We start from the raw sequence: 21,326 nt of genomic DNA on the forward strand, positions 1-21,326 counted from the left end.
GGCCGACCGCTGCCGCCGGGGTGGCACCCCCGCCGTTCGATCGTTCGTCCCGTAGCGACGCCGCCATCGCCGACAGTGTATCTGGTACGTATAGTATGGATAGTTTTGATACAATACATTGTATCTCGATAGAGCTTACAAATAACCGGTCTGTAGCACGTAGTGGGCGCAGCCCGGTGGGTCGGACGGTGCATCCGCCGTCCCCCAACGGTCTCCCCGACGCTTCGGCCCTCCCTCCGTCCGCTGCCGGACTGCGCCGCTGGTGTATCGTAACGGACAATCGCTGCCTCTGACACGGCGAAGCGGCCGGCGACCGGCCGCTCCGCTCGCGTTCCGACGAACGCCCGAAAATCGTCGAGAGAACCGCTCGTTACAGTTCGACGCGCTCGCCCGACTCGGCGGCCTCGTAAACGGCGTCGATGGCGCGCTGGTCGACGAGCCCGTGTTCGCCGTCGCCGAGGATCGGCGTGTCGGTCAGGACGTGGTCGGCGAAGTACTCCAGCGAGCGCCTGGTCTCCCTGATCTGGTCGAACTCCGTCGTGATCGTGGTGTCGCCGCGCGTGACCGTCAGTTTCCGCTCGCCGCCGAGGAAGGCGTCTTCGAGGAGGAGTTCGCCCTCGGTCCCGACGACGCGAAGACTGCTCGCTTCCTGGGCGTTCTGGCTGGCGGTGCAGGAAGCGAGGACGCCGTCGGGGAACTCGACGGTGAAACTCGCCCGTTCGTCGGGGACGTCGTCGAAGGCCTCGTGGTCGGACCAGGTCGCGCCGGAGACGGCCACCGGGTCGCGGTCGATCACGAACCGCGTCGTGTTGATGGAGTAGACGCCGAGGTCCGTCACGGACGCGCCGGCGCCGGCCATGTCGGGGTTGAGCCGCCACTGGTCGTAGTCGTCGTTTATCGAAAGGAGCGGCTGCGACATGTTGCCGTGGACGAGCGCCACGTCGCCGACGAATCCCGAGTCGACGAGTTCGCGCATCGTGCGAACCGCGGGCTGGACGTGCATCCGGTACTCGACGCCGAGGGTTACGTCCTCGGCGGCCTCGACGAGTCGCTCCGCACGTTCGACGTTGGCTTCCAGGGGTTTCTCGCAGAGGATGTCCTTGCCGAACTCGGCGGCCGCTTCGACGTAGGGCAGGTGGAGCGCGTTGGGCGTTCCGACGTAGACGGCGTCGTAAGCGTCGGTCGCCGCGCCCTCCTGGAATTCGTCGTAGGTGAGCGCGTGCTCGATGGTCTCGTGGTCGTCGGCGACGCCCTGGGCCTTCTCCGTCGTCGAACTGACCACCGTCGTCGTCTCCAGGTGGTCGAGTTCGTTCGTCGCGGGGATGGCGTAGTCGAGCGTCCACCACCCGAGCCCGATCATCGCGAAGCGAACCGTCCCCTCGTCGGCTCGCGGCCAGTCTTTCGCCGTGAAGTCGTCGAAGTACTCGCGCAAATCCATGGGCGTGTGCGCGGACGCGACCGGCATAAGTGATGCGAAGACCGCAGAAATTCGCCGGTAGGGCTCGTCAGATTCGGCATCCCGGGACAGTGGGCTGGCGCGTTCGGGCGCGGAGTTCCCCGGACCGGATCGCTCACTCCCCGAACGCCGCCTCGACGGCGTCGCGGTCGATCTTCGACGGGCCGCTCGTGGGGAGTTCGTCGACGAATGCCAGTTCCCGCGGGTGTTTGAACCGCGCGAGCGTCCCGTCGAGGAACTCGCGGAGATCCGGAAGCGCGAGGTCGGACGCGTCGGCCTCCGGGACGAGTTCGACGACGGCTTTGCCGACCCGTCCCCACTGGTCGTCGGGAACCGGGACGACGACCACGTCGGCGACGGCGGGGTGGTCCGCGACGGCGGCCTCGACCTCCGCCGGGTAGACGTTCTCACCGCCGCTGACGAACAGGTTCTTCTTGCGGCCCTCGATGGAGACGTAGCCCGCTTCGTCGACCCGGGCGAGGTCGCCCGTCGACACCCACCCGCCGAACGTCTCGGCGGTCTCCTCCGGAGCGCGCCAGTACCCGTCTGCTGCGTGGGGCGACCGCAGTTCGAGTTCCCCGATTTCGCCGGGCGGGACTTCGCGACCGTCGTCGCCCACCACGCGGGCGTCGACGTGGACGTTCGCCACGCCGACGGTGTGGGCCTTCTCCCGCGGCCAGCCGTCGGGCATCGCGAAGTTGTTTGGGCCGCACTCCGTGAGGCCGTAGCCCTGGGAGAGGTCGACGCCGCGGTCCCACCACGCCTCCATGACCGACTGGCGGCAGGGACCGCCGCCGGACTTGACGAACCGGATCGACGAGAGGTCGGTCTCACCCCAGCGGTCGTGTTCGACCATCGCCCGGAGCACGGCGGGCACGGCGACGAGGACGCTCGCCGACCGGTCCTCGACGACGCCGAGGATCTGCCCGGGGCCGAACTCGCGGTCGATCACGATCTGACCGCCCATGTGGAACATGGGGACGGTGAGGACGTTCCACCCGCCGGTGTGGAACATCGGGAACACCATCGGGGTCACGTCGTCGTCGCGCAGCCCCCACGCCGTGATCGTGTTCACCGAGTTCCAGACGACCGCCTCGTGGGAGATGACGGTCTCCTTCGGCGTCCCCGTCGACCCGCCGGTGTGCAGGAACAGGTGCGAGTCGCCGGGCGCGACGGTCGGTCCGTCGAACTCCCCGTCGTTCTCGGGGAGCGCCGACTGGTAGGAGTCCCACGTCGATCCGCCGTCGACGGGCAGCGACAGGATCGGACAGTCGCCGGCCCAGTCGTTCGCCTCCGTCGCTTCGTCCACGAGGTCTGCGAACGGTTCCTCGACGACCAGCAGTCGGGGATCGACGGCGTCAAGCAGTTCGGCGAGCTCGGGCGGCGCGAGCCGGTGGGAGAGCGGTGCGAGGACGCCGCCGGTCTTCGCCGTTGCGAAGAAGAGATCGGCGTACTCGGGCCGGTTGCGGGAGACGACCGCGACCCGGCCGCCGGCGCTGTCGGTCTTCTCCCCGCTTTCGCCCCCGTCCAGCGAGACCCCGCGGTCCGCGAGCAGTCGCGCACAGCGGTTCGCCCGCCGGTCGAGTTCGGCGTAGGTGTACTCCGCGCCGGTGGCGGCGTCCACGAGTCCGACGCGGTCGGGCGAGAGCGCGGCGCGCTTGGCGCTCCAGGCCCCCACCCACGCCTGGGGTCGGTCAGTCATCGGGCAGGAACTCCCGGAGTTCGTCGTTCACGCGCTCGGGCCGCTCGATGAAAAAGAGGTGCGAACCGCCGTCGATCTCCACGAGGGTCGCCTCCGGGATCAGGTCCGCGAGGAGGCGGCCGTTCTCCACCGGGAGGACGCGGTCGTCGGCGCCGTGGAGGACCAGCGTCGGAAGCGTGAGGTCGCCCAGGCGGTCGCTCGCGTCGAACGCGGCGGCGGCCGCGCTCTGCCACTCGTACGCCCGATCGGATGGGTCCGTGTCGAGCCGCCAGTCGACGATGCGGTCGACGACCTCGGGTTCGCGCTCCCGGAACTCGTCGGTGAACGCCGGTCGCATCTTGTGGCGGACCCTCTCGGCGCGGTCGTACTCCTCGGGGACGTTCAGCATTCGGGCCTGCGTCTCCTCGGGGACCGGTACCGCGTCGTCGCCGCCCGGCGTCGTGCAGCACAGCGCGAGCGACTCGGCGCGGTCGTATTCGAGGGCGTACTCCTGGGCGATCATCCCCCCGAGGCTAGCGCCGACGAGGTGCGTGCGGTCGACGCCTGCATCGTCCAGCACGGCGTCGAGGTCGCCGGCCATGTCCGCGACTGTGTAGGGCCCCTCGGGCTCGTCGGAGTCGCCCGTCCCCCGGTTGTCCCAGACGAGCGTCCGATGCGCTGCGAACGCCTCCCGCTGCCAGTCCCACATCCACGTCCCGTAACTCAACCCCTCGACGAACGTCACGACCGGCGCGTCGTCGGGCCCGTCGATCTCGTAGGCCAACCGCGCGCCGTCGTTCACCGCGTATGCCATGTGACAGTCATCGAACTCGTCGCCCTTCAACCCGGTCGGTCACGAGCCACCCGCGCGCCTCGATCCGAACGCGAACCGTCGTCACCGACGACACCACCGTCGCGTCCCGAACCGGTTCGACAGACGGGAATTTCGTTACCGATGTGTTCGGCATTCGGGAACCAGTCGAAACGAGGTTCGACCGTTGTCGATAGGGTGCGTCGACCCCGACGCCGCGGTCGGTAGATCTCGCATACTCGTCCCTGAGGGTTTTGGAAGTCCGCTACAATTATACGAGTGGCCCTGACACGGACTGTTATGGATTTGCATGCCAGAGAGGTGAACCAGGACGTCAGGGAGTTAGGGGAGCTCCTTGGAGAGATCATCAAAGAGCAGGTCTCCGAGTCTGCGTTCGACATCGTGGAACAGATTCGGACGGCGGCCGTCGCCTATCGGCGTGGGGACGCGACGGACCGCGCGGTCATCCACGAGACGCTGGACGGCCTCTCCGCCGAGGAGCAAGACGTCGTCGCGCGGGCGTTCACGACGTACTTCGAACTCATCAACCTCGCCGAGGAGCGCCAGCGCGTCCGCGAGATCCGCGAGGGAAGCCAGGACGGGACGCTCGAAGACAGCGTCCGCGACGCGGTCGAGGAACTCGCCGAGCGCGACCTGCGCGCCGAGACGGTCGAGCAGGTGCTGGACGACGTGCTCATCCAGCCGACGTTCACGGCCCACCCCACCGAGGCGCGTCGCAAGACCGTGAAGGCGAAGCTCCGGTCGGTCTCGGATCACCTAGAGACGCTCGACGAGGTGCGGCTGACTACCGACGAGCAAACCGACGTGGAGCGGGATCTGGAGGCAGAAGTGACCAGCCTCTGGCAGACGCCGCAGGTCCGCGACCGCCGACCGGAGGTGACCGACGAGGCGCTCAACGTCCAGTGGTACCTGGAGAACGTCCTGTTCGTCGTCATCAGCGAGGTGTACGACGCGCTCGAACGCGCCGTCGAGGACGAGTTCGACGACGAAGTCGACGTGCCGAAGCTCTACGAGTTCCGCTCGTGGGCCGGCAGCGACCGCGACGGTAACCCGTTCGTCACGCCCGAGGTCACCGAGGAGACGCTCGACCGCCAGCAGTCGGTCGCGCTCCCGCTGTACCGCGACCGACTGAAGGCCCTCTCGGGGATCCTCAGCCAGGACGGCCGGCAGCTCGACACGGGCGAGCGCTTCGACGAACGCCTCGAAGCCCACCGCGAGCGCCTCCCCGGCGTCGCGAGCGAGGCCGAGGAGCGCTACCCCAACGAGCCCTACCGGCAGAAGCTCAAGCTGATGCGCGAGAGCGTCCTGCGGGTCAACGACGTCCGCTCGGGCGGCTACCAGGAGGAGTCCGAGTTCCTCGCGGACATCGAGACGCTGGCCGAGAGCCTGCGCGCCAACGGCGCCGACGTCATCGCCGAGTCGCAGATCGACCCGCTGTACCGCACCGTCGATACGTTCGGCTTCAACCTCGCCAGCCTCGACCTGCGCGACCACCGCGCGAACCACACCAACGCCATCGCCGAGGCCGTCGACCGCGAGGGGATCGACTACGAGGCCATGTCCGAGGACGAGCGAGTCGACTTCCTCACCGAGGCCATCCTGCAGGACGAGACCGTGATCGACGTCGACGACCGCGACGGCTACTCCGACGACGCCGAGCGCGTGCTACAACTGTTCGCCGAGACCGCCGAGTGGCAGCGCGACTACGGCGTCGACGCCATCGACACCTACGCCATCAGCTGGTGCGAGGAGCCCAGCCACGTCCTCGAAGTCCTCTTCCTCGCCGACCAGGCGGGCATCGTCGACCTGCCGGGCTACTGCGGGCTCGACGTCGTCCCGCTGCTCGAATCGAAGTACGCCCTCGACGGCGCCCGTCGGATCATGGGCACGCTCTTCGAGAACGAGGCCTACCAGCAGGCCCTCGACGCGCGCAACGGCGTCCAGGAGATCATGCTCGGCTACTCCGACTCCAACAAGGAGAACGGCTTCCTCGCGGCGAACTGGAGCCTCTTCCGCAACCAGCGCCGACTCGCCGCGATCACCGACGACTACGACGTGGAGATGCGGCTGTTCCACGGCCGCGGGGGCTCCATCTCCCGCGGCGGCGGCCCGATGAACGACGCGATGCTCGCCCTCCCGAACGAGACGGTCTCTGGGCAGATCAAGTTCACCGAGCAGGGCGAGACTATCTCCGAGAAGTACGCGAACCGGTCGATTGCCGAACGTAACCTCGAACAGATGCTCAACGCCCAGATCCGCGCGCGCCACAACGCGATGGAGGAGCCGGTCGAGGAGGTCCCAGAGGAGTGGACCGCGGCGATGGAGACGGCCGCCGAGGCCGCCCGCGAGGAGTACCTCGACCTCCTGGAGACCGACGGCTTCGTCGAGTTCTTCGAGACGGCGACGCCGATCACCGTCATCGAGAACCTGAACCTGGGTTCGCGCCCGGCCTCCCGCTCGGAGGACCGTAGCGTCGACGACCTGCGCGCCATCCCGTGGGTGTTCTCGTGGACGCAGGCCCGCTGTATCCTCCCGGGCTGGTACTCCCTGGCGACTGGGATCCAGGCGTACCTCGACGACGGCGGGGACATGGAAACCCTGCGGGAGATGTACGACGAGTGGCTGTTCTTCCAGACGACGCTGGACAACGCTGCGCTCGCGCTCGCGCGCTCGGAGATGGAGATCGCCGAGCAGTACGCAGACCTCGCGCCCGACGACCTGCGCGACGAACTGTTCCCGCGCATCCGCGAGGAGTACGAGGACGCCGTCGACGCGATCACGGAGATCACCGGTCGCGACAGCCTGCTGCGGCGCGAGTGGCTCGAAGAGAACCTCGCGCGGCGAAACCCCTACGTCGACCCCCTGAACCTCCTGCAGGTGCGCCTGCTCTCGCAGTCCCATCTCACCGAGGAAGAGACGCGGACGCTTCGCCTGACCGTTCAGGGCATCGCGGCCGGCATGAAAAACACCGGGTAAGCGCAGCCTATCGCGGGGTTCGCGTCGATGCCGGGCCGGGACCGTCGAAAACGGCTTCACGCGAGCGGTCGAACTTCCCGCGTATGGCGCTCGAAACAGTGCTACTCGCGGTCGGCCCGGACGCGGACGACCGCATCGAGGCGTTGGCGGACGCGGTCCGGGACGTCGCGGGTCCGGCCGGCGCGACCGTCGTGCTCGGGCACGTGTTCACGGAGGAGGAGTTCGCCGACTACACCGACCGGATGGACTTCGACCAGGGCGGCGATCCGGACAGCATCGCCCGCCGCCATCGCACGGTCAAGCGACTCCGCGACCTGCTCGACGGGTCCGGCATCGACCTGCAGGTCCGCGGCGCCGTGGGTCCCCACGGCGAGACGATCGTCGACCTGGCCGAAGAGGTCGACGCCGACATGGTGTTCGTCGGCGGGCGCAAGCGTCGACCGACGGGGAAAGCCGTGTTCGGCTCGACCGCCCAGACCGTCCTGCTCGAAGCGCCCTGCCCGGTGACATTCGTCCGCGCGGGCTGAGGCTCCGGCTCGGACGGTCGGTTCACTCCCTGGTTTTCACGTTCCGTCGACGAGCGCGGCTTCGAGCACTTCCAGCGGGTGGCGGATCTCGTAGCCCGTGCCGTGCTCCATCTGCATCGCGCAGGTCGGGCACTCCGTCATCCCGGTCTCGCCCTCTGCGTGCTCCATGTGCTCGAACATCTCCTCGCCGATGGCCATCGACGTGTCGTACTTCTCCTCCTTCCAGCCGTAGGTCCCCGAGATGCCCGAACAGGAGTCGCCGACGTCCTCGACGTCGACGCCGTCCAGGTCCCGGAAGAGCTCGACGGCCTGCCGGTCGAGGCCCTGGTTGCGGGCGTGACACGGCGCGTGGTAGGCGAACTCCTCGGCGAGTTCGCCGGCGACGTCGGCCTCCGCGACGGCACCGGAGAGATCCTCGTGGATGCGCAGGTACTCCACGGCCTCGTAGGTGTGGGCCGCGACATCTGCGGTCCCCTCGAAGTCGAACAGCTCGGGGTACTCCTGACGCAACGACATCGAACACGACGTACACGAACAGATGGCGTCGTACCCCTGATCGACGAGATCCGACAGGGAGGAGACGTTCACCTCGGCGTCGCGGCGCGCGTCGTCGAGCATCCCGTTGGCGAACATCGGCGTGCCCGAACAGCCCTGCTCGGGGACGACGACCTCGTAGCCGAAGTGCTCGAACAGGGAGACCAAAGCCTTGCCGACCTCGGGCGTGTTGTAGTTGGCGTAGCAGCCGTGGAAGTACGCGACGTTCTTGTCCGCGTCGACGGGTTCGCCACGGCGGTCGCGGTTCGCTCGGGCGCGCTTTCGCGACCCCGCTGCGGCTCCCTCGCTCGCCCACCACTCGCGGAACGTCTCCGTAGCGAACGCCGGAAACTCCCGCTCGCTGGTGATGCCCATCGTCTTCTCCATTACCCACCGAGCCGGTCCGAAGTTCATCGCGAAGTTGGCGAGTCGGGGGACCTTACTGGCGAAGAACGCCGAAGTCCGGTAGTTGGCGAGGATTCGATTCCGCCAGTACTCCACCGAGAGCTTGCTCATCTGCTCGTCGACGTAGCGGCCGCGCGTCGTGTTGTGCATCTGGCTGAGCGGGACGCCCGACGGGCAGGCGTCGTCGCAGCGCATGCAGTTCGAGCAGGACATCACCGACTCGTCGACCTCGAAGTCCTCGTCGGTCTGGGTGAGCCGCCACTGCTCGGGCCCCTGGAACTTCGGCCCGGGGAAGTCGTCGTCGACCTCCGCGACCGGGCAACTGGTGTCGCAGGAGGAGCACTTGTAGCAGGAGTCGGCGCCGGGCCGCAGGTCGAACTCTTCGGCGTCGCCGAAGACGTCGACCGCCTCGTGTCCATCCGTCGCGTTCGGTTCCGCCGGTTCGAATTCGCTGGTGTGTTCCGTGTCGCTCATCGTCTGTTGGGTCGCGTCTGTGGCCGCGCCGTCGTCCGCGTCGCTCATCGCACCGCCTCCGCGGCGGCCGTGCCAGCCGCGTGTCCCGTCGCGATGGAGACGCCGCTGCCCGACTTCTCCGCCGCGAAGTCGTATCCGCCCAGCACCGACCCCGCCGCCCGCAGGTTCTCGAACTCGACCGAGCCGTCGGCGTCGAGCGGACGGAGCGTCCCGTCCGTGCGGACGCCGAAGCGGGCGAAGTCGTGGTCGCCGAACGCGTCGCCGTCGAACCACTCGTAGCGGTCCGCGGCGTGCGGGACGTGGCAGTCGAAGATGGGCTCTCGGACTCCCTCGCGGTCCGAACCGATGCCCTTCCCGACGAGCCCGCCCGTCGCGAGGACGAACTCGTCTGCGGCGAACGGGATCCGCGCGCCGTTGCGTTCGACGACGACTTCCTCGATCCGTCCCACGCCGTCGTAGTCGACTACCGGGTTGCCCGTCTCCATGCTGACGCCCGCGGCGTCCATCGCCGCGTAGAGGTCGTCTTCGAGGCGCAGTCCCGGCAGCGACGGCGGCCCCATCGGCACTTCGAAGACGGGAACGCCGAGCGCGGCGTCGAGAGAATCCCGGACCGCGGCGGGGTCGTCGTCGCCCAGCACCGCCGGGAACCCGATGCGCTCCGCGTCGTCGAGGTGCCGTTCGACGGTCGCCGCGAGCGCGTCTCGGGCGCGGGGCCGCCGGCCCTGCTCCGTCTCCACTCTGGCGTCCTCGTCGAGCAGTTTCGCGTACCGGGTCACCTTCGCGTCGGCCCGCAGGTCGCCGGGGAACTCGACGCTCACGCCGCGGACGTCGAAGGGAACGCCCGCGTTTCGCAGGTGGGCGGCCGCGTGCGGCGCGTCGAAGTCCACGAGCGACTCGAACCCGACCAGCAGCGCGTCGCGGTCGTCGCTCGCGAGGCCTGCAGCGGCGCTCGCGGGATAGCGCGCGGTGGGTTTGACCGTCCCGCCGTGCGTGGGAAGCAGGGCGTTCCGGTCGGTGTGAGCGCCGCGGTAGCGGTCGGTTACCTCGTCGAACAGCGCCATCGCGTCGCGGACGCCGTCGACGCCGACGGCGCTGTATGGGTGTTCGTCGCGGAGCGCGGGAATGGCCTCGTAGGGGTCGACCACCGGTCCATCGCCCTCTGGGGTGTACCCCTGCAGGTCGACGAGTCCCGACGCCTGCGCGAGCGTGCTCTGCTTGTACGAGAGGAGTCGAACGTCGGCGCCTTCGCGAGCGGCCGCGAGCGCGGAGAAAACGCCCGCGAGACCGCCGCCGATCACTGCGACTTCGGACTCAATCGCCATCGCGGCCTCCGTCGGTCGCGACGCCGGAGTCCGCTGCAGTGCGCAGGTTCCCGTCGGCCCCCCGGCCGTCGTCGAACGCGCCGAAGTCGACCGGTTCATCGCGGTCCGCAGGGTCGCGGTCGCGGTTCTGGGTGGTCGCGTGCAGCGCGTAGTTGAGCATCGCCTGCGAGAGCTGTTCGCCCCAGAGAGCGTGTCGCTGTCCTTTCCAGCGCTCCTGCAGGAGTTCGTCCCACGCCTCCCGGACTGTCGGCTCGTCGTAGCTGTCCTCCAGTTCGCCCGCCAGACGGTGGACGCAGAAGCCGCCCTGGCAGTTGCCCATCGAGGCGCGGGTCCTGATGCGTACCGCGTTGAGGTCCGACCCGGACTGCTCGATGGCGTCTTGCACCTCCGCGCGGGTGACCGCCTCGCAGTCGCAGACCGTCGGGTTCGGGCCGTCGGTGTCGAGGACCTCCTCGGCGCGCGAGCCGAGCCGCTCGACGCTTCGGCGACCGATCGGCGAGCGCAGGCCGAACTCGTCCATGTAGTCCCGGAGGACCGAGAAGTCCTCGCTGCCGGGGAGCGGCACGTGCGCGGTCCGGCAGGCGGCGTCGACGCCGAAGCGGTCGCAGACGTGGTCGGTGATCTGCTCGGCCATCATCCGGTAGGTGGTGAACTTCCCGCCGACGATGCTGGTCATGCCCGGCAGGTCGTCGCGCTCGTCGTGGTCGAGCAGGAAGAAATCGCGCGTGATGTCCGTCGGGTCCTCGCTGCCGACGTCCGGCGGTTCGTACAGCGGGCGGACGCCCCAGAACGAGCGGATCGTGCGTGCCTCTTCGAGCATCGGGATCAACTCGGAGAGCGTCTCGATCATCGTGTCGACCTCCCACTGCTCCTCGGGGTAGTCCTCGGGGTCGTCGACCTCGACGTCGGTCGTCCCGAGGATCGCGGTCGTCTCGTGGGGGACGACGATGTCGGCGTCGCCCTTCGGCCGGCAGCGGTTGATCACGGTGTCGACCTGCCGGACGTTCATGATCGTCATCACGCCCTTCGAGGGTCGCACCTCGACGTCGAGGCCGGCCATGTCGCCGATCCGCCCGGCCCACGCGCCCGTCGCGTTGACGACGTGGTCGGCGCGGATCCGCTCGGTACCGCCCTCGGTCCCGTGGACGCGGACGCCGGGGCCGGAGGCGTGTTCGACTTCGAGACCGACGACCTCGCCGTCCTCGACGAGCAGGTCGGTGACCGTCGAGTGGGTCTCGACGCGCGCGCCGTGATTCATCGCGCTCGCGGCGTTGGCGACGACCAGCCGGAACGGGTCGACCGCGCCGTCCGGGACCGAGATAGCCTTCTCCACGTCGTCGGCGAGATGCGGTTCCCGGGCGCGAGCCGCTTCCCCCGAGATCACCTCGGCGGGGATCCCGCAAGCCTCACAGCCCGCGAGTTTCTCCTGGAAGTACTCCTCGGAGTCCTCGGGTCGCTTGACGAACATGCCGCCGGTCAGCTCCACGCAGTGGCTCGCGATGTCTCGGAGCACGCGGTTCTCCTCGATGCACTCGGTCGCGCTCGCCTGGTCCGAGACCGCGTAGCGGCCGCCGCTGTGGAGCAGCCCGTGCATCCGCCCGGTCGTCCCGTGCGTGAGATTTCCCTGCTCGACGAGCGTGACGTCGAAGCCGCGCATCGCCAGGTCGCGCGCGACGCCCGCCCCCGTCGAACCGCCCCCGATGACCGCGATGTGGGGTGTCGATGCCATCTGTCACCCTGCCCGTTCGCGGGCCAGCCACTTTACTTCACCGACGCCCGGACAGCGACGATAAATACGTTGATCGTACATGATGTCTCGTCCGATCGAAGGAGGACCGTTCCCGATCGGGACGCTCCACCGAATCGGCGATCGGAGACGACTTTCAGACGGTAGCGATCGCGTATTCCCAGATTATCACCCGTATAAGGCGACACTACCGAGAGTTATCGCTCCCGAAAGAGTCGCCGCCGTCCGGATCTATCGCACGCTGTGCCGGCAGTTCGACCGTGACCCACCGACCGACGAGCAACTGTCGACAACATTTATAATGATTCACTATATTGTTTACTCTCAAGGCGGAAGTTGAGGTAAACTGCCGCCCGACGGAGAACACGCAACTATGGCAGACACGTACATCGGTGCGATCGACCAGGGGACGACCGGAACTCGCTTCATGGTGTTCGACCACGGCGGGCAGGTCGTCGCGAACGCGTACGAACAACACGAGCAGATCTACCCGGAGCCGGGGTGGGTGGAGCACGACCCGGTGGAGATCTGGGAAAACACGAAGGAGGTCGTCACGCGCGGGCTCGCCGACGGCGGGCTGGACGCCTCGCAACTGGAGGCGCTGGGGATCACGAACCAGCGCGAGACGACGCTGGTCTGGGACGAAGAGACGGGCAAGCCGGTCCACAACGCGCTGGTCTGGCAGGACCGCCGGACCACCGACCGCGTCGAGGAGCTCGAACGCGAGGACAAGATCGAGTGGATCCGCGGGAAGACGGGTCTGGAAGCCGACGCCTACTTCTCCGCCACCAAGACCGAGTGGATACTCGACAACGCCGAGCCGCTGAAGCTGTCGAGTTCACGCTCGGAGAACCTGCGCGACCGCGCTCGCAGCGGCGAGCTCATGATGGGGACTATCGACACGTGGTTGATCTACAACCTGACGGGCGAGCACATCACCGACGTCACGAACGCGTCGCGGACGATGCTCTACGACATCGAGAACCTCACCTGGGATCCCGAACTCCTCGACGAGTTCGACGTGCCCGAGGCGATGCTGCCCGAAGTGCGTCCCTCCTCCGACGAGGAGACCTACGGGACCACCGACCCCGACGGCTTCCTCGGCGCGGAGGTCCCGGTCGCGGGCGCGCTCGGCGACCAGCAGGCCGCGCTGTTCGGCCAGACCTGCTTCGACGAGGGCGACGCCAAGAACACCTACGGCACCGGGTCGTTCTACCTCATGAACACCGGCGACGAGGCCGTCTCCTCCGAACACGGCCTGCTGACGACCATCGGCTTCCAGATGTCCGGTGAACCGGTCCAGTACGCGCTAGAGGGGTCGATCTTCATCACCGGCGCGGCGATCGAGTGGCTCGAAGACGTCGACCTCATCAACAACGCCGCACAGACCGCCGAACTCGCCCGCTCGGTCGACTCGACCGACGGCGTGTACATGGTCCCGGCGTTCACCGGACTGGGCGCCCCTCACTGGGACGGCCGCGCGCGCGGCACCATCGTCGGCATGACCCGCGGCACCCGCAAAGAGCACATCGTCCGGGCCACCCTGGAATCGATCGCCTACCAGACCCGTGACGTGGCCGAGGCGATGGAGGCCGACTCCGGCATCGAGACGACGAGCCTGCGCGTCGACGGCGGCGCCGTCAAGAACAACTTCCTCTGTCAGCTCCAGTCCGATATCATCCAGACCGACATCGTCCGCCCGCAGGTCGACGAGACGACCGCGCTCGGGTCGGCCTACGCGGCCGGCCTCGCCGTCGGGTACTGGGATACTGTCGACGAGCTCCGCTCCAACTGGCAGGTCGACCGCGAGTTCTCGCCCGAGATGGACACCGCGGAGGCGGACCGGCTGTACGGCCGCTGGGACGACGCGATCGAGCGCTCGCTCGACTGGGCGCAGGAGGAGTGAGATGTTCGCGCCCGTTCTCCAGGTTCCGGTCATCGGGATGGAGGTCGAGCAGTTCCTGCTCCTGCTCATCACGGCCGCGGCCGGCGGGGCGTTCGGTGCCGCGCTCGGTGCGCTCCCCGCGTTCATCTTCACGGGCTTCGTCGTCTTCCTCGGCGAGGGTCTGGCGATCCTCCAGCGCGCGATCGGCGGGGCGTTCCCGGAGGTCGGGCAGGGCGAACTCGCCACCGGCGTGACCGGCGTCATCGGGTTCGGGGCGGTTACCGGTCCGCACATCGCCTTCGCCGGCGGCGTGGCCGCCACGGCCTACGCCGGGAAGAAGTACCCCGAGATGGAGCCCGACGGCTGGGACTACCACTTCGGGAAGAACATCCTCTACGCCTTCGGCACGAAGCCGGACATCCTCGCCGTCGGCGCGGTCTTCGGCGTCCTCGGAATGCTCATCAACCAGTTCGGGGCCGCCCTGCTCGTGGTCGGCGGGACCGGCCTCACCGACACCATCGCCCTGTCGGTCGTCGCCACCGCGTTCATCGCCCGCGCCGTCTTCGGCTACCCGATCGTCGGGAAGTCCGCGGGCGGCAGCCTGCTCGACATGTCCCCCTTCGAGCGCGAGGAGCCGAGGATGGCCGCGGACGGGGGGATCGCGAGCGAGGAGAGCGATCCCTCGTCGGAGCCCCGGTCCGACGGTGGCGAAGTGCCCCTGGAGCACGAGGGGAGGCTGGCGACCGAGCCGTGGCTCCCCCACCAGTACAAGTGGTCCGGCGTCGCGACCATCGGGCTCGTCGGCGGGATCCTCGGCGGCTACATCTGGATCCAGACGGGGAGTATCTTCCTCGGCTACGCCATCTCGGCGATCAGCCTGCTGTTCCTCAACCTGGGCGTCGAGAAGATCCCCGTGACCCACCACATCACGCTCATCGGCGCCGTCGGCGCGGTCGTCTTCGCTCCCGTCGCGGGGAGCGTCGTCGCGCTGCTCGCCGCTGGCGCGTTCGGTGCCGTCAGCGGACTCCTCGGCGAACTCACCCAGCGGCTGTTCTACGCTCACTCGGGGACGCACGTCGACCCGCCGGCGATGGCTATCGCCATCGCCATGTTCGTCGTCGCCGTCCTGGCGATCCTCGGCGTCCTGCCGAACGCGGGGTACGTCTGATCCCCGCGTCGCCTCCCCGACGGCGACCCCGTTGACTCACCGTAGCCCTTTTGTACTGTAGCAAGAACTGCTCACAACGAACCGACCCAGATCTCACATGGACATCGACGCTCGGATCAAACGACGACAGCGCCGCTCCGACGGCCCACGGCTCGTCGAGGACTACGAGTCGCTCTCGCCCGTGTCGCACGTCGACGAGCCGTCGGATCGCGGCCCCGTCCTCGAGCGACTGCTCGACCACCTCGACCCCGTCTTCGACGGCCAGCTGCCGCCCAACGCGTACGTCTCCGGTCCGTTCGGATCGGGGAAGTCCGCGGTCGTGACGGCGCTGTTCGCCCACCTGGACCAGCTGTCGACCGAGGCGCGCTCTATCATCCACACGAGCACGCGCGCGGCCACGCCCGCGACGCCGGGGTTCGTCACCGTCGACATGCGCCAGACCACGAGCGAGTTCGCCTTCTACCACGCCGTCCTCGACGCCCTCGTCGAGGAGTCCGTCCCCGATCACGGGATCAGCACCGAGGAACTCAGCGACCGCCTCCACGAGGTCCTGGGCCGGTCGCGGTCCGGCGTCGTCGTCGCCGTCGACCACGTCTGCGAGCCCGACGGCACCGACGCGGAGGAACTCGTCGACCTGTTCGCCGGGCTGCCGAGCAACGTGAGCTGGCTCGCGATCGGTCGGGTTCCCCCCGACGACCTCTCGCTGACGGAGTACACCGCCACCGAGATCCGCGTCGACCGCTACCGGCGCGAGATGCTCGTCGACCTGCTGATGACGCGGGCCTCGCTCGGGCTCACCCAGCAGGGGCTCGACCACGACCAGGCTCGCCGGATCGCCGACTGGGCCGACGGGAACGCCCACGACGCGATGGCGGCGCTGTTCGTCGCCGCCGACCGCGCGAGCCGAACCGACCGGACTCGCATCGCCGAGACCGACGTCGGCGCGGCCATCGGCGAGTTCCCCCGCTCGTCCGTGTCACTTGGCCGCGTCCTGGCCCTTCCCGCGAACAAGCAACTGGTCCTCCGGAAGCTCGTCGACCTCGACGCCGACGACCGCGCGTCGGTCACGGCGACGACCGAGGCGATCAGCTCGGACCCGTCGGTCGACCTCTCGGCGGGGACCGTCAAGCGCTACCTCTACGAGATGGCCGAGGTCGGCGTGGTCGAGCGCGTCCGCTCGGAGGTCACCAACGAGAAGGGACGACCGCCGAGCCGCGTCGAGCTCCGGTTCCCGCCGACGGCGTTCCGCCGGTTGTCGGAACTCCGGGAGTGACGGCCGGGTGTGTTCGAGCCGACGACTGCTCAACTCGACCGCACGCGCGAGCGGTCGCCGGTGCCCGACGTGAGCGCGCTGGCCAGCGCGCCCTTGACGACGACGTCGTCGCCGAGCGTCGTCAGTTGCACGTCGGGGACGTTCGAGAAGACGACGTCGTCGAGCCGTTCGCGGAGGGGTTTGAGGACGCGGTCGGGGTTGTTCAGCGTGACGGCGCCGCCGACGTAGATGACCAGCGGCGCGAAGGCGTGGACCATGTTCGCGATGGCGACGACGTTCCACTGCGTGACCTGGTCGAGGACGTACTCGGCGAACTCGTCGCCCTCGTTGGCGTGGGCGAACACGTCCGCCGACGAGAAGTCGGCGCTCTCCAGGGGCATCGACGTCTCGACGGGGTCCTCGTCGTGCAGCCGCTGGGCGTAGCGGAAGATGTTGTTGCCCGAGCAGTAGGCCTCCCAGTGGCCGTCGATGCCGCAGCCGCAGGTCATGAAGCCGTTGGGGTCGACCGTCATGTGGCCGACCTCGCCGGCGTTGCCGTCCCACCCCTGGACGACGTTGCCGTCGACGCAGACGCCGGCGCCGATGCCGCTGGAGATGGTGAGGTAGATCATGTCGTCGGGGTTGCGGTCGGAGTAGAACCGCTCGCCGATGACGCCGGCGGTGGTGTCGTTGTGGAGGTAGACGTCGTCGCTGTCGACGAGTTCGCCGATCGGGCCGGTCAGCGGGATGCGGTCGATCGAGTCGGGGAGGTTCGCGGGGTTGTCGATCACCCCGTCCGCCAGGTCGAGCGGGCCGATGGACCCGATGCCGACCGCGACGACCGCCGTCGGGTCGACGCCGGCCTCGTCGCACGCCCCCCGGAGCGCGTCGAGGACCGCCTCGGTGACCGCGATGCCGTTCGGTCCCTGCGGCGTCCCGGTCCGACGCGAGGCGAGGACGCGCCCCGACTCGTCGCCGACGACGGCGCGGATGTTGGTCGCGCCGAGGTCGACTCCTGCGTAGGTGGCCATTGTAATCGGTGAGTCGTCCCATCGCTACTTAACTGCACATATTCACCCGTCCCCGAGTACCCGTTTCGACGCGGCCGCCACACCGGCGGGAGTGCGAGGCCGAATCGCCGTCGACACCACGTGACCGAAGATCAGACCGACGGGAGCGCCCTGTTCACTCCCCGTCTCGGACGACGTGAGCGGCCAGTTCGAGGTCCAGTTCCTTGACCCCGTCGAGGACCAGTTCGGCCATCCGGCGCGCGCCCTGTTCGCTGAAGTGCGTGTCGTCGGACACGCCCTCAGGGTAGTTGGGGTGTTCGCCGGCAGCCAGGTGGTTGTACAGCGACTTCGACTCCTCCGGTCCCAGTTCGCGCAGGAGCGCCCGGCTCCGCTCGTCGGCGTCGATCAGCGGCACGTCCCGATCCTGTGCCACGTCACGGGTCAGGTCCGCGTACTCTCGATGGGTGTCCTCTAGTCGCCCCTCGTCGTCGAAGTGTCGGCGTGCGATAGACGTGAGCAGCACCGGGTTCGCCCCGCGTTCGCGCGTCTCGTCGACGAACTTCCCGAGGTTGTCGACGAACGCGTCCGGGGGCGTGTACTGCTCTTTCGATGGCACCTCGTCGTTGTGCCCGAACTGGACGAACACGTAGTCGCCCTTGGTCAGGGCGTCCACCACGGGGCCCCAGCGCCCCTCCTCCAGAAAGGTGCGGGTGCTGCGACCGTTGCGGGCGTAGTTCTCCACCGTCACCGATCCGTCGACGTATTCTGCGAACGGCGTCCCCCAGCCCGTTTCGGGGCGTTCGTCCGGGTCCTTCTCGGCCATCGTCGAGTCCCCGATCAGGTGAACGGTGAGTGTCGGCATTTCCGTGGTACTGGGCGAGGCGAGGCATATGTGCATCGATACCGATCAAGAGCGACGACCGCGCCGGACCGGGAACGGCGACGACTCGGATCGCGACGGGTCGCGAGCGCGAACTAACCCCGACCCAGCCCAGCGGGGTGCGGCGAGCGGACTACAGCGATTCGCGTTCCGTCGCGCGCTCGCGCGCCCGGCTCTGGATCGCCTCGTCGTAGACGATGCCCCGCTCGGCGTCGAGGGTGACGACGGTCCCGGAGTCGACGTCCCGGGGGAGCGACGCGTTCGAGATCATCGGGAGTTCGAGCTCTCGGGCGACGATCGCGGCGTAGCTCGTCATGCCGCCGTGACGGTCGATGACGCCCGCGAGTTTCTCCACGTCGCCGGCGAACTCGCCGTCAAAGTCCTCCGGCACGGCGAGGATCGCGCCCTCGGGGACCTCCGAGAGGTCGCCGTCCTCCGTCCAGTGGAGTTCGCCCGAGACGAGGCCCTCGACCACTGACCGCCCGGAGGCGATCGTCTCAGAGGCGACGTGGACCTTGAGCATGTTCGCCGTGTTCACGCCTTCGAGTTCGGTCATCATGCCCGAGAGGACGACCACCGTGTCGCCGCTCTCTGCCGCACCGGTGTCCAGCGCCGACTGGACGGCGTTGTTGATGACCGCGTCCGCGCCGTCCGCCGTGTACGGCGAGCTCTTGGGGATGATGCCCCACGAGAGCGCGAGCCGTCGCCGCACGTCCTCGCTCGGCGTCGACGCGACGATCGGGATCGACGGCCGGAACTTGGCGGCCTTGAGCGCCGTGTAGCCGGATTCGCTGGCGGCGACGATGGCGCTCGCGTCGATGTCCCGCGCGAGGAACCGCGCCGAGCGGGCGAGCGCGTCCGTCCGCGTCTCGTCGGCCGTCGGCACGCGCTGTTCGCGGTTCTCGGCGTACTCGGGCGACTCCTCGACGTCGCGGACGATCCGGTTCATCGTGTCGACGACCCGGATGGGGTGGTCGCCGATGGCCGTCTCGCCGGAGAGCATGACCGCGTCCGTGCCGTCGAGGACGGCGTTGGCGACGTCCGAGGCCTCCGCGCGCGTGGGCCGACGCGCGTGGATCATCGAGTCGAGCATCTCCGTCGCCGTGATGACGGGGACGCCCTCCTCGTGACACCGGCGGATGATCCGCTTCTGGATCATCGGCACGTCTTCCAGCGGACACTCGACGCCGAGGTCCCCGCGCGCGACCATCACGCCGTAGGCGGCGTCGATGATCCCGCCGAGGTTCTCGACGGCGACCTCCCGCTCTATCTTCGCGATGATCGGGATGTCCGCGCCGAGTTCGTCCAGCGCGCCGCTGATCTCGTAGACGTCCTCGCCGTTCCGGACGAAACTCGCCGCGACGAAGTCGACCTCTTTCTCCGCGGCCACCTTCAGTTCCTCGCGGTCCTGGTCGGTGATGACTGGCAGCCCTAGTTCGACGCCGGGGACGTTGACGCCCTTGCGCGCGCCGAGGTCGCCCCCGTTCTCGACGGTCGCGGTGACGACCCCGTCGGAGACCGACTCGACTGTCGTCTCGATGCGCCCGTCGTCCAGCAGGACCCTATCGCCCGGCTCCACGGCCGAGATGTCGTGCGAGACGCCGATCTCCTCGGGCGTCGCCTCCTCGCCCTCGACGAACCGGACCGTCGACCCGCCTTCGAGCGTGATCTCCTCGCGGATCGGCGCCGTCCGGACTTCCGGGCCCGGCAGGTCGAGCATGGTCGCGACGGGACGGTCGATGCGACGGTCGACCGAGCGGATCCGGTCGACGAGTTCCCGACGGTGTTCGGGCGTGCCGTGACTGGCGTTCATCCGCGCGACGGACATCCCAGCCCGGGCGAGCCCCTCGATCGTCTCTTCGGACTCGCTGGCGGGACCGAGCGTGCAGACTATCTTCGCGCTGCGCATCTCAGACCGTGGCCCCCGTTCGAGCGTTCGTTCGGTTCATGTGAACGGATTCCGCCGGCAGGGATAAAAGTGCACCCGTCCCAGAATACGCGACGGCTCCCCGATCGGCGGTCTCCGCCCGCCTATCCCGGCCGTCGCCCTCTCTCGCGCCACCGCAGTGGACTCACGGTCCCGGTGGGCCGTTACCGTGAAATACCGCTCTGTTCGCCCTGGTCGACGACGCGCTGGACTTCTTCGGGCGTGACGAGCGCGACGTCGCCGGGCATCGTCCGTTTGAGCGAGGCGGTCGCTGCGCCGTACTCCAGGGAGTCGGGAACGCTGGCGCCGTCGAGCCACGAGGCGAGGAAGCCGCCGACGAAGGCGTCGCCCGTGCCGACGGTGTCGTACTCGTCGGCCTCGAAGACGCCCTGCTCGTGCACCTCGCCGTCGCTGAGGGCGAGTGACCCCTCACCGCCGCGGGTGATCAGCGTCAACTCGAAGTCGAATTCGGCGGCGAGGTCGCGGGCGATCGCCTCGGCGTCGCCTTCGCGGTCGAGGACGGCCCGTGCGTCGCGCTCGGCCACGACCAGCACGTCGATGTCTCCGAACAGCCCCTCTAACGTGTCACGCGCGTCCGCGGGCGACCACAGCTTCGAGCGGTAGTTCACGTCGAAGACCGTCGTCGTGTCGTGGTCGCCGGCGAGCGAGAGGAGGTCGCGGCTGGTCTCCAGGAGCGTGTCCGACAGCGCCGGGGTGATACCGGAGGTGTAGTAGGCGTCGGCCTCGGCGATCCGGTCCGTGTCGAGTTCGTCGGTCGTCGCCGTGGTCACGGCGGAGTCGGCGCGGTCGTAGATGACGTTCGTCCCGCGGGGTTTGCCGGCCATCTCGACGTAGTACGTTCCCATGCGCGCCTCGTCGTCCCAGATGACGTCGGCGTCGACGCCGTGGGTCCCGAGCGCGCTCGTCGCTCGACGGCCAAGCGGAGAGTCGGGTAGCTTCGAGAGCCAGACCGTGTCGAGGCCGAGGCGCTCGGCGGCGACGGCGACGTTGCTTTCGGCGCCGGCGACGTGGACGTCGAGACTGTCGATCGCTTCGAGGCGCTGTTGGCCCGGCGGCGAGAGTCGGAGCATCGACTCGCCGAAGGTGACGAGATCCGTCATGGCTCCCGATGGGACGGGTCCGTGCTTAAATCCGCAGGGATCGGAGCGATCGGCGGCTTCGGGAGACGACGATAGTTACCGGTTCGATGCGGCGTGTGCGTTATCTCGTTGTGAGAACGCTAGATGTAC

The 21,326-nt window shown here is 68.6% G+C and carries 15 protein-coding genes; 5 read left to right on the top strand and 10 right to left on the bottom strand.

From position 1 onward, the window contains the following. Positions 1–370 precede the first annotated feature (370 nt). The 3 genes from gfo6 to ACMGFH_RS05805 all read right to left on the bottom strand — a co-directional run bounded on the left by gfo6 (position 371) and on the right by ACMGFH_RS05805 (position 3,951). Complete coding sequence (gene gfo6 / locus ACMGFH_RS05795) at positions 371–1,438, bottom strand: D-xylose 1-dehydrogenase Gfo6 (protein WP_415381873.1); 1,068 nt, start codon at positions 1,436–1,438, stop codon at positions 371–373. Between the two features lie 133 nt (positions 1,439–1,571). Beyond that, on the bottom strand, positions 1,572–3,158 hold the full coding sequence (locus ACMGFH_RS05800; RefSeq protein ID WP_415381874.1) for an AMP-binding protein: 1,587 nt from the start codon (positions 3,156–3,158) through the stop codon (positions 1,572–1,574). Next, entirely contained in the window at positions 3,151–3,951 is an 801-nt protein-coding gene (locus ACMGFH_RS05805) for an alpha/beta fold hydrolase (RefSeq protein ID WP_415381875.1), read from the bottom strand. Before ACMGFH_RS05805 ends, ACMGFH_RS05800 begins: the two co-directional genes overlap by 8 nt. A 297-nt stretch (positions 3,952–4,248) precedes the next feature. Between ACMGFH_RS05805 and ppc the strand changes: the two genes are divergently transcribed. Both ppc and ACMGFH_RS05815 read left to right on the top strand, forming a co-directional pair. Continuing rightward, on the top strand, positions 4,249–6,945 hold the full coding sequence (ppc, locus tag ACMGFH_RS05810; protein WP_415381876.1) for a phosphoenolpyruvate carboxylase: 2,697 nt from the start codon (positions 4,249–4,251) through the stop codon (positions 6,943–6,945). An 83-nt stretch (positions 6,946–7,028) separates the two neighbouring features. Then, a complete protein-coding gene (locus ACMGFH_RS05815; RefSeq protein WP_415381877.1) occupies positions 7,029–7,472 on the top strand; it encodes a universal stress protein in 444 nt (147 codons plus the stop codon). Between the two features lie 36 nt (positions 7,473–7,508). Here ACMGFH_RS05815 and ACMGFH_RS05820 read toward each other — a convergent pair whose 3' ends face one another. Genes ACMGFH_RS05820 through glpA form a run of 3 tightly spaced genes read right to left on the bottom strand, consistent with a single transcriptional unit; the run spans position 7,509 to position 11,936 of the window. After that, positions 7,509–8,885 (bottom strand): anaerobic glycerol-3-phosphate dehydrogenase subunit C, encoded by a 1,377-nt coding sequence (locus ACMGFH_RS05820; RefSeq protein WP_415383204.1) that lies wholly within the window; start codon positions 8,883–8,885, stop codon positions 7,509–7,511. A gap of 44 nt (positions 8,886–8,929) precedes the next feature. Beyond that, positions 8,930–10,207 carry a glycerol-3-phosphate dehydrogenase subunit GlpB gene (glpB, locus tag ACMGFH_RS05825; RefSeq protein WP_415381878.1) on the bottom strand — a complete coding sequence of 426 codons (1,278 nt, stop codon included), beginning with the start codon at positions 10,205–10,207 and terminating at the stop codon, positions 8,930–8,932. Next, the gene (glpA, locus tag ACMGFH_RS05830; protein WP_415381880.1) at positions 10,197–11,936 is read right to left on the bottom strand and encodes an anaerobic glycerol-3-phosphate dehydrogenase subunit GlpA; all 1,740 of its coding nucleotides are present in this window, start codon (positions 11,934–11,936) and stop codon (positions 10,197–10,199) included. Before glpA ends, glpB begins: the two co-directional genes overlap by 11 nt. A gap of 391 nt (positions 11,937–12,327) precedes the next feature. Between glpA and glpK the strand changes: the two genes are divergently transcribed. The 3 genes from glpK to ACMGFH_RS05845 all read left to right on the top strand — a co-directional run bounded on the left by glpK (position 12,328) and on the right by ACMGFH_RS05845 (position 16,280). Continuing rightward, a complete protein-coding gene (gene glpK / locus ACMGFH_RS05835; RefSeq protein ID WP_415381881.1) occupies positions 12,328–13,860 on the top strand; it encodes a glycerol kinase GlpK in 1,533 nt (510 codons plus the stop codon). Between the two features lies 1 nt (position 13,861). Continuing rightward, positions 13,862–15,007 (top strand): hypothetical protein, encoded by a 1,146-nt coding sequence (locus ACMGFH_RS05840; RefSeq protein ID WP_415381883.1) that lies wholly within the window; start codon positions 13,862–13,864, stop codon positions 15,005–15,007. A gap of 97 nt (positions 15,008–15,104) precedes the next feature. Next, positions 15,105–16,280, top strand: a complete 1,176-nt coding sequence (locus tag ACMGFH_RS05845) for a Cdc6/Cdc18 family protein (protein ID WP_415381884.1) — start codon at positions 15,105–15,107, stop codon at positions 16,278–16,280. A gap of 29 nt (positions 16,281–16,309) precedes the next feature. Here ACMGFH_RS05845 and ACMGFH_RS05850 read toward each other — a convergent pair whose 3' ends face one another. From ACMGFH_RS05850 to kdgK1, 4 genes are all read right to left on the bottom strand, one after another. After that, positions 16,310–17,290 (bottom strand): ROK family protein, encoded by a 981-nt coding sequence (locus ACMGFH_RS05850; protein WP_415381886.1) that lies wholly within the window; start codon positions 17,288–17,290, stop codon positions 16,310–16,312. A 154-nt stretch (positions 17,291–17,444) separates the two neighbouring features. Next, positions 17,445–18,131, bottom strand: coding sequence for a rhamnogalacturonan acetylesterase (locus tag ACMGFH_RS05855; protein WP_415381888.1), 687 nt, complete (start codon positions 18,129–18,131; stop codon positions 17,445–17,447). A gap of 151 nt (positions 18,132–18,282) precedes the next feature. Continuing rightward, the gene (gene pyk / locus ACMGFH_RS05860) at positions 18,283–20,058 is read right to left on the bottom strand and encodes a pyruvate kinase (protein ID WP_415381889.1); all 1,776 of its coding nucleotides are present in this window, start codon (positions 20,056–20,058) and stop codon (positions 18,283–18,285) included. A 182-nt stretch (positions 20,059–20,240) separates the two neighbouring features. Next, positions 20,241–21,197, bottom strand: coding sequence for a bifunctional 2-dehydro-3-deoxygluconokinase/2-dehydro-3-deoxygalactonokinase (kdgK1, locus tag ACMGFH_RS05865; RefSeq protein ID WP_415381890.1), 957 nt, complete (start codon positions 21,195–21,197; stop codon positions 20,241–20,243). Positions 21,198–21,326: the final 129 nt, after the last annotated feature.

This window comes from Halosimplex rarum (genome assembly GCF_047715405.1).
Classification (GTDB): Archaea; Halobacteriota; Halobacteria; order Halobacteriales; family Haloarculaceae; genus Halosimplex; species Halosimplex rarum.

Coding starts and splice junctions, on each gene's coding strand:
- ACMGFH_RS05800 (WP_415381874.1), bottom strand. CDS start 3,158: ATGACTGACCGACCCCAGGCGTGGGTGGGGGCCTGGAGCGCCAAGCGC.
- ppc (WP_415381876.1), top strand. CDS start 4,249: ATGGATTTGCATGCCAGAGAGGTGAACCAGGACGTCAGGGAGTTAGGG.
- gfo6 (WP_415381873.1), bottom strand. CDS start 1,438: ATGGATTTGCGCGAGTACTTCGACGACTTCACGGCGAAAGACTGGCCG.
- ACMGFH_RS05820 (WP_415383204.1), bottom strand. CDS start 8,885: ATGAGCGACACGGAACACACCAGCGAATTCGAACCGGCGGAACCGAAC.
- ACMGFH_RS05815 (WP_415381877.1), top strand. CDS start 7,029: ATGGCGCTCGAAACAGTGCTACTCGCGGTCGGCCCGGACGCGGACGAC.
- ACMGFH_RS05805 (WP_415381875.1), bottom strand. CDS start 3,951: ATGGCATACGCGGTGAACGACGGCGCGCGGTTGGCCTACGAGATCGAC.
- glpB (WP_415381878.1), bottom strand. CDS start 10,207: ATGGCGATTGAGTCCGAAGTCGCAGTGATCGGCGGCGGTCTCGCGGGC.
- ACMGFH_RS05855 (WP_415381888.1), bottom strand. CDS start 18,131: ATGCCGACACTCACCGTTCACCTGATCGGGGACTCGACGATGGCCGAG.
- ACMGFH_RS05845 (WP_415381884.1), top strand. CDS start 15,105: ATGGACATCGACGCTCGGATCAAACGACGACAGCGCCGCTCCGACGGC.
- ACMGFH_RS05840 (WP_415381883.1), top strand. CDS start 13,862: ATGTTCGCGCCCGTTCTCCAGGTTCCGGTCATCGGGATGGAGGTCGAG.
- ACMGFH_RS05850 (WP_415381886.1), bottom strand. CDS start 17,290: ATGGCCACCTACGCAGGAGTCGACCTCGGCGCGACCAACATCCGCGCC.
- glpA (WP_415381880.1), bottom strand. CDS start 11,936: ATGGCATCGACACCCCACATCGCGGTCATCGGGGGCGGTTCGACGGGG.
- glpK (WP_415381881.1), top strand. CDS start 12,328: ATGGCAGACACGTACATCGGTGCGATCGACCAGGGGACGACCGGAACT.
- pyk (WP_415381889.1), bottom strand. CDS start 20,058: ATGCGCAGCGCGAAGATAGTCTGCACGCTCGGTCCCGCCAGCGAGTCC.
- kdgK1 (WP_415381890.1), bottom strand. CDS start 21,197: ATGACGGATCTCGTCACCTTCGGCGAGTCGATGCTCCGACTCTCGCCG.